Source organism: Paenarthrobacter sp. NPDC089675, from assembly GCF_044749185.1.
In the GTDB taxonomy this organism is placed as follows: domain Bacteria; phylum Actinomycetota; class Actinomycetes; order Actinomycetales; family Micrococcaceae; genus Arthrobacter.
Genome location: NZ_JBIVHM010000002.1, coordinates 12,107 through 25,771, shown reverse-complemented (window position 1 = coordinate 25,771; position 13,665 = coordinate 12,107). Strand labels below are relative to the sequence as shown.

The 13,665-nt window shown below is 62.4% G+C and carries 12 protein-coding genes; all 12 read left to right on the top strand.

What is annotated here, in order from left to right; genetic code table 11:
- The first annotated feature begins 34 nt into the window (after positions 1-34).
- The 12 genes from prcB (at position 35) to ACIPY2_RS04190 (ending at position 13,662) form a co-directional block, all read left to right on the top strand.
- Positions 35-844: a proteasome subunit beta gene (gene prcB, locus ACIPY2_RS04245; protein ID WP_400265133.1), complete on the top strand. Its 810-nt coding sequence runs from the start codon at positions 35-37 to the stop codon at positions 842-844.
- Position 845: 1 nt separating this feature from the next.
- The gene (prcA, locus tag ACIPY2_RS04240) at positions 846-1,550 is read left to right on the top strand and encodes a proteasome subunit alpha (protein WP_400265132.1); all 705 of its coding nucleotides are present in this window, start codon (positions 846-848) and stop codon (positions 1,548-1,550) included.
- 1 nt (position 1,551) lies between these two features.
- Entirely contained in the window at positions 1,552-2,916 is a 1,365-nt protein-coding gene (gene pafA, locus ACIPY2_RS04235) for a Pup--protein ligase (RefSeq protein WP_400265131.1), read from the top strand.
- A gap of 126 nt (positions 2,917-3,042) precedes the next feature.
- A complete protein-coding gene (locus tag ACIPY2_RS04230; protein WP_400265130.1) occupies positions 3,043-3,972 on the top strand; it encodes an FKBP-type peptidyl-prolyl cis-trans isomerase in 930 nt (309 codons plus the stop codon).
- Between the two features lie 79 nt (positions 3,973-4,051).
- A complete protein-coding gene (locus ACIPY2_RS04225) occupies positions 4,052-4,447 on the top strand; it encodes an FKBP-type peptidyl-prolyl cis-trans isomerase (protein ID WP_387438366.1) in 396 nt (131 codons plus the stop codon).
- 94 nt (positions 4,448-4,541) lie between these two features.
- Positions 4,542-6,581 (top strand): helix-turn-helix transcriptional regulator, encoded by a 2,040-nt coding sequence (locus ACIPY2_RS04220; protein WP_400265129.1) that lies wholly within the window; start codon positions 4,542-4,544, stop codon positions 6,579-6,581.
- Between the two features lie 9 nt (positions 6,582-6,590).
- Positions 6,591-6,941 carry a hypothetical protein gene (locus ACIPY2_RS04215; RefSeq protein ID WP_400265128.1) on the top strand — a complete coding sequence of 117 codons (351 nt, stop codon included), beginning with the start codon at positions 6,591-6,593 and terminating at the stop codon, positions 6,939-6,941.
- Between the two features lie 35 nt (positions 6,942-6,976).
- Positions 6,977-7,255, top strand: coding sequence for a Sec-independent protein translocase subunit TatA (tatA, locus tag ACIPY2_RS04210; RefSeq protein ID WP_400265127.1), 279 nt, complete (start codon positions 6,977-6,979; stop codon positions 7,253-7,255).
- 48 nt (positions 7,256-7,303) lie between these two features.
- Positions 7,304-8,098 carry a twin-arginine translocase subunit TatC gene (gene tatC / locus ACIPY2_RS04205; RefSeq protein ID WP_400265736.1) on the top strand — a complete coding sequence of 265 codons (795 nt, stop codon included), beginning with the start codon at positions 7,304-7,306 and terminating at the stop codon, positions 8,096-8,098.
- A 24-nt stretch (positions 8,099-8,122) separates the two neighbouring features.
- Positions 8,123-11,071, top strand: coding sequence for a DEAD/DEAH box helicase (locus ACIPY2_RS04200; protein WP_400265126.1), 2,949 nt, complete (start codon positions 8,123-8,125; stop codon positions 11,069-11,071).
- Between the two features lie 47 nt (positions 11,072-11,118).
- Complete coding sequence (locus ACIPY2_RS04195; RefSeq protein ID WP_400265125.1) at positions 11,119-12,768, top strand: amidohydrolase; 1,650 nt, start codon at positions 11,119-11,121, stop codon at positions 12,766-12,768.
- Positions 12,769-12,909: 141 nt separating this feature from the next.
- Positions 12,910-13,662, top strand: a complete 753-nt coding sequence (locus ACIPY2_RS04190; protein WP_400265124.1) for a polyprenol monophosphomannose synthase — start codon at positions 12,910-12,912, stop codon at positions 13,660-13,662.
- The last annotated feature ends 3 nt before the right edge of the window (positions 13,663-13,665 follow it).

Here is a 13,665-nt window from a genome sequence, read left to right as displayed (position 1 = left end):
CGGGCAACGGAACGCGAGTCGAAGGAGTGCAGCAATGCAGGACCCATCAATCGGCCCCCTGGCCAACCAGGCAACGTCTTCATTCACGGAACATCTCCAACGCTCGCGTCCCGAACTCCTGCCGTTCAACCAATCGCTGCCTTCCGGTCCGGTTCCGGCGACGCCGCATGCCACCACCATCGTTGCGATGACGTACGCCGGAGGCGTGCTCATGGCCGGCGACCGCCGCGCAACCATGGGAAATGTGATTGCCAGCCGCCATATCGAGAAGGTTTTCCCCGCCGACCGTTACTCCGTCCTGGGAATTGCCGGCACGGCCGGACTGGCCATCGATATCACCAGGTTGTTCCAGGTTGAACTCGAACACTACGAGAAGATCGAGGGCACCCTGCTCAGCCTCGTCGGCAAGGCCAACCGGCTTGGGGCGATGATCCGTGGCAACCTGCCCATGGCCATGCAGGGCATGGCGGTCATACCCCTCTTTGCCGGCTTCGACCATGTGTCGGCAACCGGCCGCCTGTTTTCATACGACCTCACCGGAGGCCGGTATGAGGAATACGAACATCACTCTGTCGGGTCCGGGTCTGTCTACGCCCGCGGTGCCTTGAAGAAACTGTGGCGGCCGAATCTTCCTGAGGAAGACGCTGTGGCCGTTGCGGTGGAAGCCCTTTACGACGCCGCCGACGACGACTCCGCGACCGGCGGCCCCGACCCGGTCCGGCAGCTATATCCGGTGATCTACGCGGTAAACCGCGCCGGCCACCGCCGAGTGCCGGAACGCGAGCTGGCGGCAATCTCCGCGTCCATTGTTGAATCGCGTGCAATCGCCGGACGGGAGGCCTGACATGACGCAGCAGTTCTATGTTTCACCCGAGCAGTTGATGAAGGACCGTGCCGACTTTGCCCGGAAGGGCATTGCCCGCGGCCGATCCGTCATTGTGATCAGCTGTGCCGACGGCATCGCATTGGTCGCCGAAAACCCTTCACCGTCCCTGCACAAGATCGGCGAGATCTACGACAAGATCGCCTTCGCCGCCGTGGGCAAGTACAACGAGTTCGAAAGCCTGCGACAGGCGGGCGTCAGGTATGCGGATGTCAGGGGCTACTCGTATGACCGCGAGGACGTCACAGCCCGCGGCCTTGCCAGCGTTTATGCCCAGAGCCTGGGTGCAGTCTTCACTGCGGAACAAAAACCGTTTGAAGTAGAACTTGCTGTGGCGGAGGTCGGTACGCACCAGGAGCAAGACCACCTGTACCGGCTCACCTTCGATGGTTCGATCGCGGACGAAAACGGCTTTGTGGTGATGGGTGGCGTCGCAGACCAGATCTCGGACGTCGTCAGGGCGTCCTGGGAGCCCGGCCTGGGCTTTGCCGGTGCCATGCGCCTGGCCCTGCGCGCCCTCGCAGCGGACAAGGAAGCCGAGGCACTTCCGGCAACAGCGGTGGAAGCCGCGGTCTTGGAGCGGGCATCGGAAAACGAGGGCTCCCGCAGGGCATTCCGGCGCCTTTTCCCGGAAGACGTGGCACAGCTGCTCACAGAGGAGGCTTGAGATGGACAAGCGGATATTCGGAATTGAAACCGAGTTCGGGATCTCCTATTCGAGTCCCGATTCCCGGCCCCTGGCTCCTGAAGAAGTGGCGCGGTACCTCTTCCGCAAAGTTGTCAGCTGGGGCCGGTCCTCGAATGTCTTCCTGACCAACGGTTCCAGACTGTACCTGGATGTTGGTTCCCACCCCGAGTACGCCACCGCCGAATGTGACGACCTGGCACAGCTGATCGCCCACGACCGCGCCGGAGAACTGATTCTGGACGACCTCGTCGACGAAGCCCAGGCGAGACTCGCGGCAGAGGGCTTCAACGGCACGGTCTACTTGTTCAAGAACAACACGGACTCAGCGGGCAACTCCTACGGAAGCCACGAAAACTACCTCATTCCACGTCGTGGCGAGTTTTCCAGGCTCGCCGAGATCTTGATCCCATTCCTGGTGACCCGGCAGTTGATCGCCGGCGCGGGCAAGGTCCTGAAGACACCCCACGGAGCAACATTCGCCTTCTCCCAACGTGCCGACCACATTTGGGAAGGTGTTTCCTCGGCAACCACCAGATCGCGGCCCATCATCAATACGCGCGACGAACCGCATGCCGACGCAGAGTTCTACCGCCGGCTCCATGTGATCGTCGGGGACTCGAACATGTCCGAAACGACCGCATTGCTCAAGGTCGGCACGGTGGACCTCATCCTTCGCATGATCGAGGCCGGCGTCATCATGCGTGACATGCGAATGGAGAACCCCATACGAAGCATCAGGGAAATCTCCCACGACCTCAGCGGCCGCGCCTTGGTGCGTCTTGCCAACGGCAGGCAGCTCTCGGCACTGGACATCCAGCGCGAGTACTTGGGCAAAGTCACCGAGTTTGTTGCTGCCAACGGGGCCCACAACGCCCATGTTCCGCTGATCCTGGACCTCTGGGGCAGGACGCTGGATGCGATCGAAAGCGGCAACACCCGGACCATCGACACTGAGGTGGACTGGGCCATCAAGAAGAAGCTCATGGATGGCTACATGCACCGGCACGACCTGAGCCTCGACTCGCCAAGAATCGCCCAACTCGACCTTACCTACCACGACATCTCCCGGCAGCGCGGTCTGTTCTTCCTTCTCCAGTCCCGGGGGGCCGCGCGCCGCCTCGTGACGGAGACCGACGTCAAGGATGCCGTGGACGCTCCGCCGCAGACCACGCGGGCCAAGCTGCGCGGGGACTTTGTCCGGCGGGCCCAGGAACTCGGCCGCGACTATACGGTGGACTGGGTACATCTGAAGCTCAACGACCGCGCACACCAGACCATCCTCTGCAAGGATCCTTTCCGCAGCGTCGATGAAAGAGTCGATGCCCTGCTGGACTCTATGAGCTGACTCCCAGCTTCGCCGGTTACTCTGGATGTTGGTCTCTTTCCAAAGAGGCACCTGATCGGCTGCGGCACACCTTGGCTTTTGCCTGCCGCTCCGAATGTCCGCTGTCCCGACGAAAGTGTCTTTTTTGTGCGACGACTCCTAGCAATACTCATTCCTGCCCTCCTGCTCATGACTGCTTGCGGGGGAGGAGGCAGCACGCCTGCGCCAGAGCCCACCAGCCAGTCCACGGGTGACGTTTCAAAGCTGTCCTCCCTGAAAGTGACCGACAACGGTGACAACAAGGCCCCGGGCGTGGACTTCTCCAAGCCCCTTGCCGTGACTGAAACCACCGTCAAGGTAGTCGATGAAGGAAAGGGCGACACCATCAAGGCCGGCCAGACCGCCGAACTGGCCTACGTAGCCGTGGATGGCACGGACGGCAAAACGCTGGAAGACACCTACCCCTCGGGCCCCCAGCCGATTGAGCTCAGCGATAAGCTGAAGTCCGGCAATGCCGCCATCTACAACGCAATCGTGGGTGCGAAGGTAGGCTCGCACATCGCATTTGCGGCACCCGGCAACGCAACCGGCGGAGAAGCAGCCTCCACCCAGTTGGTAGTCTTCAAGCTTTTGTCCGCCAAGGACACACCGAAAGCATTGGACAAGCCTGAAGGCGAAACAGTCACCCCGCCGGCCGGCCTTCCCACCGTCAAGGAAAACGACAAGGGCATTCCGGAAATCTCCGTGGACGGTGTGGCCGCTCCCAAGGAGCTCATTGCGCAGGATCTCATCAAGGGAACCGGTGCCACGGTCAAGGCAACGGACACCCTCACGGTCAACTATGTCGGTGTCAACCTGGTTGGCGGCCAAAAGTTCGATTCCAGCTATGACCGCGGCGAGTCCACAAGCTTCCCGCTCTCCAACGTCATCAAGGGCTGGACGCAGGGCCTCACCGGAAAGACCGTGGGCTCCCGTGTCCTCTTGGTCATCCCGCAGGATCTTGCTTACGGTGCAGCGGGTTCCGGAGGAGCCAAGGGCGACCTCGTGTTCGTCGTGGATATCCTCGGCGCCAGCTAACGGTAGAAGGACAGCCAGTCCAAAAAACGGACACTGGCTTAAGCTTGAACCTGACACCCACCCACTTCAAGGAGAAACCATGTCATTTGGACAGCGTGATTACGACCGCACCAAGCCGGAGATCGACTTCCCGGAAGGCGAAGTCCCCACCGAACTCCGCATCACGGACCTGATCGAAGGCACCGGCGCTGAAGCCAAAGCCGGCGACACCGTTTCCACCCACTACGTGGGTGTTGCCTGGTCCACGGGCGAAGAGTTCGACGCTTCCTGGGGCCGCGGCGCGCCGCTGGACTTCCGAGTGGGTGTGGGTCAGGTCATCCAGGGCTGGGACCAGGGGCTGCTGGGCATGAAGGTCGGCGGCCGCCGTCGCTTGGAAATCCCTTCGGAGCTCGCCTACGGCTCCCGCGGCGCCGGCGGAGCGATCAAGCCCAACGAAGCCCTCATTTTTGTTGTTGACCTCGTAGCAGTCCGCTAAGTCGGCCAACGCACAAGGCGCGTTTCCCTCCGGATGTATCCGTAGGGAGACGCGCCTTGCTGTTTTAGGCCGGGTTTTTAGTAACGTAGCAACCGTGTCCGCATCCCGTACCGAACGTCTCCTGAATCTGCTCCTTGCCCTGCTCAACACAAAGGTCGGCCTCAGCCGCGCCGTTTTGCGGGAAAAGGTCTACCACGGTTCGGCCGAGAATGACGCTGCGTTCGGCCGGATGTTCGAACGCGACAAAGTGGACCTTAAGCAGTTCGGGTTCGAAATTGAAACACTGATGGACACTGGCTTCGGCAGCGATGATCCCGCGTCTACCCGCTACAGGATCGGCAAGGACTCCAACAGGCTTCCGGAAGTCAGGCTCACGCCGGCCGAGAGTACCGTACTCTTGCTGGCCGCCCAGTTGTGGGAGCGTGCTGCGCTTGGATCCGCCGCCGCCAACGCGGTACGGAAGCTTCAGGCCGCAGGCGGAATCAGCGACGCTGAGCCTCCCGCCGGCGTCCAGCCACGCATCAAGCCTGCCGGACAGGCTTTCGACGACGTCGTGGCAGCCATGCACGGACGCCATCCGGTCAGTTTCGGCTACCTCGCCGGAAGCACCGGCAAGGAAGAAAGACGGGAAGTGGAACCCTGGGGCCTCGGGAGCCGTTTCGGACAGTGGTACCTCGTGGGTCTGGACCGGGGGAGGGGAGCCAAGCGGTTCTACCGGCTCTCCAGGATGACCACCGCGGTGTCGATTCTGAACGGCAATTCTTTTGAGCCGCCGGCAGGCTTCGACATCCGTCAGGAGCTTGACACCCTCCATGAGCTCCCGCTGCAAGAGGCGCGGCTGTATGTTGAGCCGGGCCGCCTCCTGGCCCTGCGGAAACGTGCCGGGGGCGGGCAGGCTGCTGATCAGGAAGGACAGCCGGAAGCGGCGTCCATGAATGGACGCGACGGACTGACTGTGGCTTTCCGCGACCCGGACCAGTTAGCGGAGGAACTGGCGTCCTACGGACCCCACGTCCGGGTGGAGGGCCCCGCGGAGTTGCGCGCCGCCGTCGTTCGCCGCCTCGAAGCCGCCGCAGCATTTACCGCCGCTCCTGCAATTCCCGTGACGTTCCCTGACGCCGTTCCCGTTGCGCGGGCCCGGAAGCGAACCTCGGAAGACCAGTTGGCCAGGATGCTTCAATTGGTGCCTTTCCTGGTACACCACCAAGGCCTGCACATCCAGGAAGTGGCCGATCGCTTTGGCATCAGCCGCAAGGCTCTCATCGATGACCTGAAGATCCTCATCTGTTCCGGCCTGCCCGAAGGCTATCCGGATGACCTGCTGGACATCCAGTGGGAAAACGACCACGTGTACATCACAGAGCACCTGGACCTCAACCGCCCGGTCCGCTTCAGCGAAGAGGAGGCCGCCGCGCTGCTGACGGGGCTCGCCATGCTCGGAGACCTTCCGGCCTTGGCCGGAGTGTCCGGGGACGACGCCGGAAGCGCCTTGGAGTCTGTCACCATCAAGCTGGCGGGCGCTGCCGGGGAAGCAGGTCGCCTGGCCCACGCTGTGGCCGGCGCATCGGTTGCGCCCGAGCAGTCACAGGCTTTTGCCACCATCACGCAAGCGCTGCGAGAGGGCAGCCAGCTTCGATTGCGGTATCTGTCTACCCAGCGCGACGAAGTCAGTGAACGCGATGTTGATCCCCTGAGGCTCTTCTCGCTGGACAATACGTGGTACTTCGAGGCCTATTGCCATAGCAAGTCCGGAATGCGGAACTTCCGGTTGGACAGAATCGAGTCCCTTGAGCCAAACGGACGGCCTGTATCGGCCAGCGGAACACCGGGCACAGACGTTCCAGCGCGGCTTTTTACACCTGGTGACGACGACGTCCTGGTCGTCCTGGAGCTGACGCGCCAAGGCTCCGGGCTGGCGGACGACTACTACGCGGAGCGCACTGCGCCGCTGCCCGACGGCGGACTCCTGGCAGAAGTGCGTTTTGGCAACACGGACTGGTTACCCATGCTGGTTTCCCAGCATGGGGGAGCGGCGCGGATTATTGACCCTGCGGAGCTCCGGGCCGAGTCGCTGGCATGGCTCCAATCCGCACTTACGCAGTACGAATCCCCTTCATCCGGAAGGGCTGGCTAGACTACTCAGATGCCTTGGTGGTTTTGGGTCCTTTTGTGGATCGCGCTGATTGCCCTTTCCTTGCTCCTCCACGTCATGCTGGGCTACCGGCTCTTCCGGAAATTCATGGCGACGGTCCATGACCTGGGCGACGCCGGTAAACGTTTCACCAACATCTCCCCAACAGCGGAAACCTCCGACCTGGAGGGGGCGTTGGAACGCCCGGCACCTGGCTCGGCCGTTTTTGCCTCGCCGGAGCAGATGCGTCATGATTACCTGACGGCCAAAGCCTTCCGTCAGGAAGTTCGTCGCCAGAAGCGCGTGCAGCGCAAAGCGGAGCGGGGACAACCCCAGTCTCTGCACGACATAGAATTAAGATAGACGTAGGATGTATCCAAAAGGAAAGGACCTCCCCAATGGGACGACTATTTGACGGGCCGTGGCCGATTGTCATCATCATCATCGTTGCTCTCCTGCTGTTCGCTGCGCCGAAGTTGCCGGCAATGGCCCGGAGCCTTGGACAGTCCATGCGCATCATCAAGTCCGAGGTCAAGGAAATGAAGAACGACGGCAAGCCTGAAAACAAGGACGCCGCCGGAAGCAGCGACGCCGTGGAAGGCAGGGTAGTCGACCACCCGGACGCGAAGACCCGGAACACCGGCGAAACCGACGTCCCACCCTCCAGCCGCGCCTAAGAAGAAGTGGTAACAACGAAAGGGCGCAAAGCCAACCCTGAAGCCCGGATGGCTCTTCTGGACCATCTGAAGGAGCTCAAGAACCGGCTTATCAAGGCAGCCATAGGTGTGGTAGTTGCCGCCGTCGCCGGCTGGTTTTTGTACGATACCGTCATTGATACGCTGAAGTCGCCGGTCGATTCCATTGCCGGCCATACGGGCGCTATTGCGACCATCAACTTCAACAGCATTGCTTCCCCTTTCGACTTCAAGCTCCAAATAGCCATCCTTATCGGGCTTGTCCTTTCCAGCCCCATCTGGATCTATCAGCTATGGGCGTTCATCACTCCGGGCCTGACAAAGAAGGAACGGCAATACACGCTCGGCTTCATGGCTGCGGCCGTACCGCTGTTCCTGGCGGGGGTCTGGGTCGGCTGGATGGTCACGCCGCAGGTGGTCCGGGCGCTCACGCAATTTACCCCGTCCGGGGTTGCCAACATCATCGATGCCAGGGATTACATCGACTTCGTCACCCGCATGATCCTGTTCCTCGGGCTTGCATTCCTGGTCCCAGTTTTGCTGGTGGGAATCAACATGGCCGGACTGGTCTCCGGCAAGACCATCCTCAAGGCGTGGCGGATTACCGTATTCCTCGTCTTCGTCCTCGCGGCAGTAGCGGCTCCGGGGGCTGATGCCCTTTCCATGTTCCTCTTGGCCGGACCGCTGCTTGTCCTGTTCTTTGCCGCAATCGGACTCTGCATCTACAACGACCGCCGCCGCGAACGCCGCGCCATCAAGCATGCAGCTGAGACGGAAGCCACGGCAGATATCGCCACCCCGGCCTCGGATCTGGAGAATCTGTAGACCTTGGGCCACTAGGCTTGATGCATGTCCTCCATCTCCGGTTCTCCATCACCGTCAGACCGCTACCAGGCGGCAGCCAACCGGACAGCAGAAGCCAAGACCTACCTTGGTTCCTTTGCGCGATCCCTTGACTTCGAACTCGACGATTTCCAGCGGGAGGCCTGCCGGTCGCTCCAAGAGGGCCGCGGAGTACTCGTGGCGGCACCCACCGGAGCCGGAAAGACAATCGTTGGCGAGTTCGCGATCTACCTGGCGCTGCAGCGCGGCCTGAAAGCGTTCTACACCACCCCCATCAAAGCACTCAGCAACCAGAAGTTCTCCGAACTCGGCGCCAAATACGGGGCTGCGAACGTTGGGCTGCTCACGGGTGACACCACCATCAACGGCGAGGCACCGGTGGTGGTCATGACCACCGAAGTGCTGCGGAACATGCTTTACGCGGACTCGGAAACCTTGGGTGACCTTGGCTTTGTCGTGATGGATGAGGTCCATTACCTCGCCGACCGCTTCCGTGGCGCCGTATGGGAAGAAGTCATCATCCACCTGCCCAGCGAAGTGCAGGTTGCCTCGCTGAGTGCCACGGTTTCCAATGCGGAAGAATTCGGAGCCTGGCTGGATACCGTCCGTGGCGACACGGATGTCATCGTCTCCGAGCACAGGCCGGTTCCGCTCTGGCAACACGTCATGGTGGGGCGGCAGATCGTGGACCTCTTCGCCGGCGACACGACGTTCGATGAAATCGCCCCGGCGATTCCGGATACAGAGGTTCCGGACATCAGCGAATCTGACGAAGCAGTAGAAAAACCACGCTCCTCCTTTGCAAAGCGATCGGCCGCCTCCAAGGTCCGGCAGGCCGTGACCGGGCCGGAGTTCGAGGTCAACCCTGACCTGCTCGCCATGGCCCGTTCCGAAACGCGGATGAATGCGAGCACTCGTTTCGGCCATGCGGGACGGAGCAGGCGGCGCCAGGACCGGCAGCGTGATGAGCGGCAAACGGCGCAGCGCAGCCCGGTCAGGAAGGCCAGCCGTCCCCAAGTCATCGACAGCCTCAACCGGCAGGGCCTGCTCCCGGCCATCACTTTCATTTTCTCGCGGGCAGGCTGCGATGCTGCCGTTGCCCAGTGCGCAGCTTCCGGCCTTTGGCTGACCACGGAACGCGAACAGCAGCTGATTGCCCAGCGGGTGGATGAGGCAAGCCACGAGATCCCTGCCGACGACCTCGACGTACTGGGCTTCTGGGGATGGCGTGACGGGCTTATCCGGGGCTTCGCGGCCCACCACGCCGGGATGCTCCCGACCTTCAAGGAAGTGGTGGAAAAACTGTTCGCGGACGGGCTGGTGAAGGCCGTCTTCGCCACGGAAACCCTGGCATTGGGCGTCAACATGCCCGCCCGGTGCGTGGTCTTGGAAAAGCTTGAGAAATTCAACGGAGAGGCCCACGTCAATATCACCGCCGGCGAGTACACGCAGCTTACTGGCCGTGCGGGACGCCGCGGCATCGATGTTGAGGGCCATGCGGTGGTCCTTTGGCAACCGGGCACCGACCCCGCCGCAGTGGCTGGTCTGGCCTCGAGGCGAACCTACCCGCTCAATTCGAGCTTCCGGCCGACGTACAACATGAGTATCAACCTCATTGCGCAGTTCGGCAGGGCTAGGGCCCGCGAGATCCTCGAGTCTTCCTTTGCCCAGTTCCAGGCCGACCGCTCCGTGGTTGGCTTGGCACGCCAGGTCCGCGGCCGTGAAGAGTCGTTGGCGGGCTATGCAAAGTCCATGGAGTGCCATCTTGGAGACTTCAGCGAGTACTCCCGGCTACGGCGTGAACTTGGTGAGGCCGAAAACCATGCTGCCCGCGATCATCAGCGGGCCCGCCGGTCCCGGGTCTCCGACTCGCTGACCCGGCTCATCCCGGGGGACGTCATCAGTGTGGGCGGCGGCAGGCTGGCCGGGTACGCCGTCGTGCTTGATACGGACCCCAACGCCCGCGAACCGAGGCCCTCCATCCTGACCTCGGACAATCAGCTGCGGCGGCTTGGCGTCCACGATGTGGATGCTCCAGTATCGCCGGTCACCAGGATCCGGATCCCCAAGTCGTTCAACGCCAAAGTCCCGAAGTCACGCAGGGACCTCGCTGCTTCCATGCGGCACGCTGTCAATGACGATGCTCCCAGGCAACGGCGCAACAGCAGGCACGAGGACTTCGGACTGGGCTCCCGCGCGCAGGACCAGGAACAGAGGATCGCAGACCTCCGCAGGGCATTGCGGGCACATCCCTGCCATGGGTGCAGCGAACGCGAGGACCACGCACGTTGGTCCGAGCGCTGGTGGAAGCTCCGGAAGGAAACAGACGGGCTGGTCCGCCAGATCCAAGGCAGGACCAACACCATCGCCAAGACTTTCGACCGTGTCTGCGATGTCCTGTCCGCCTACGGCTATCTGGAGACGAACGACGACGGCCGGGTCGCCATCAGCCCCGACGGACAGCGGCTGCGCTGGATTTACGGGGAGAAGGACCTGCTGATCTCCCAGTCCATCCGCCAAGGGGCCATCAACGACCTCGATGCCGCCGAGCTTGCCTGCCTGGCAAGCACGCTGGTCTACCAGGCCAAGCGGGAAGACCGCGGGCTGCGTCCCAAGATGCCAACCGTATCTTTGGAGACGGCCGTGGACATCGTTGTCCGTGAATGGTCGCACCTCGAAGACACCGAAGAGCAGAACCGCCTGCCTTTGACTGCCGAACCTGAGTTGGGCCTGGTGTGGCCGATGTACAAATGGGCCAAGGGGCGCCACCTGCAGGACGTCCTCAACGGCACCGATCTCGCCGCCGGCGATTTTGTTCGCTGGGCAAAGCAGGTAGTTGACCTTTTGGACCAGCTGGCCAAGATCCCGCAATTGGATCCGCGCATTGCGCGCATCTGCCGGGAAGCCATAGACCTTGTCCGCCGCGGCGTAGTGGCCTACTCAACTGTGGCCTGAGACCTGTTCCATTTCCTACTTTTCCAATCGTTCGAGGAGCTTAGCGAATGAACCAGCCAGGCGCGCCTGCCGCCCAGAATCCAGACCGCAAGGTCACGCTGTACCGGAACGGATCCATCTACACCGCGGCTGATCCCTTCGCGACGGCCATGGTGGTCGACGGCGATACCGTCGCTTGGGTGGGATCCGAACAAGCAGCGACATCCATCGCGGACGCAAGCATGGAGGTCATTGATCTACGTGGCGCGCTCCTGGCTCCCGGCTTTGTTGATTCCCACGTCCATCTGACGGAGACGGGTGTGGCCCTCGCCGGCCTGCAGTTGGCCCATGTCCGCTCGGCACAGCAACTGCTCGACGCCGTCGCCGGTGCCTCTGACGGGCGCATCGTCGTGGGTCATGGCTGGGACGAAACCGCGTGGGACGATCCCCGCCTCCCGACCCTCGAGGAACTGGACCGTGCCGCCGGCGGCAAGGAAGTGTATCTTTCCCGGATTGATGTGCATTCCGCTTTGGTGTCCCCGGCCCTTGTTGTATCGGCCGGGCTGACCGGGCGGGATGGGTTCGGCGGGACACCCCACGTGGTTCGTGACGCCCATACCGCCGCCCGCCGTGCGGCCCGGAACTTCGACGACGAGACACGCCGCGCCTACCAGGAGCGGGCGCTCGGCGAAGCCGCGGCCAATGGCTACGTGGCAGTTGCCGAGATGGCTGCACCCCACATCTCCGGACGCAAAGACCTCCAATTGGCAGACGCGTGGAACCGGACGGGCAGCATGCCACTCGTGCTGCCTTACTGGGGCGAGCTGGCCTCATCGGAGCAGCATGTGCGCAGCATCGTCGATGGATTGGGCTCCGGTGTCCTGGGCCTCGCCGGCGACCTCAACATCGATGGCTCCATCGGGTCCCGGACTGCGGCGTTGCGGGCTGAATATTCCGATGCCCCGGGCCATCAGGGAAACCTGTACCTGTCCGTGGACGAAGCCGCGGCGCATCTGGCCGCTTGCTCCTTGGCCGGCGTTCAGGGCGGATTCCATGTCATTGGCGATGCCGGACTGGACGCGGCGCTGGAAGCCTTGGATGTGGCCGCCCGGGAGATCGGTGAACAGCGGGTGCGTGCTGCCGGCCACCGCTTTGAGCACGTCGAACTCGCAGATCAGCAAGCAGTGGAACGGCTTGCCCGGTACTCGGTCACCGTCAGCGTACAACCTGGCTTTGACGCAGCGTGGGGTGAAGCCGGCGGCCTTTACGAGAAGCGCCTGGGAGAGCGAAGCAAGGAAATGAATGCCTTCGCCTCGTTCTACTCCAATGGGGTACCCATTGCTTTTGGAAGCGATAGTCCCGTCACCCCGCTCCGTCCGTGGTCCAGCGTTCGGGCCTGCCTGGAGCACAATAATGCGAAAGAGCGGATCTCGGCCCGGGCAGCGTTCCTCGGCCACACGCGGGCCGGGTGGCGGGCCACGAAGAACCCCAACCCGCTGATGGGCCAACTGGTTCCCGGCGCCCCCGCAAGTTTTGCCGTCTGGGAAGTGGAAGAACTGATGGTTCAGGTTGCAGACAGCCGCGTTCAGTCGTGGAGCACGGATCCGCGCGCCCGGACTCCTCTCCTTCCGGCCTTGGATACCGGGTCAGATCCTGTCTGCCTGCAAACGGTCAGGGACGGCATCGAGCTGTATTCCCACGGGTCCCTCCGGGCCTGACCATCCCTGTCTTTGTGGGCGGTGCCACAATCGGCGGTTTACCTTCAGAGCTCGTCCTATAATGGAGAGTTGCGCCAGACGCGCCAGGCTTCCTGGCCCGGTCCGGCTCATCTGACCGCTCCATCAAGGAAAGGCCTCTTCTTGCGTGTCCTGACGATTATTCCTACCTACAACGAGCTGGAATCGCTCCCCAAGACACTGGGCCGCCTGCGCGCAGCCGTACCGGACTCGGATGTTCTTGTGGTTGATGACAACAGCCCGGACGGCACAGGACAGCTGGCTGACGGCATCGCTGCCGAGGACTCCCAGGTACACGTACTACACCGCAAGGGTAAGGAAGGCCTCGGCGCCGCCTACATCGCAGGTTTCAAGTGGGGCCTTGCGGCCGGTTACGACGTCCTGGTGGAAATGGACGCGGACGGTTCGCACAAGCCCGAACAGCTTCCCCTGCTCTTGGAAGCAGTGAAAGATGGTGCCGACCTCGCCATGGGTTCGCGCTGGGTACCGGGCGGCAGCGTGGTTAACTGGCCGTTGTACCGCCAGGCCATCTCCCGAATCGGCAGCACCTACGCCAGGATCATGCTGGGCGTAAAGATCAAGGATGTCACCGGCGGCTACCGCGCATTCCGTCGCACCACCTTGGAGGCACTCAAGCTGGATGAAGTCGAGTCCGTCGGGTACGGCTTCCAGGTCGATTTGGCTTGGCGTGTAGCCAAGCTGGGCCTGCGTATCGAAGAACGGCCCATCACGTTCGTCGAACGTGAGCTCGGTGCATCCAAGATGAGTGGAAACATTGTGGTTGAGGCAATGCTCAACGTCACCAAATGGGGGCTCGCCGCCCGCTGGGCCAAGATCACCGGTAAAACGGGAAAAAAGAACGCGCTGGCCAAATAGGAA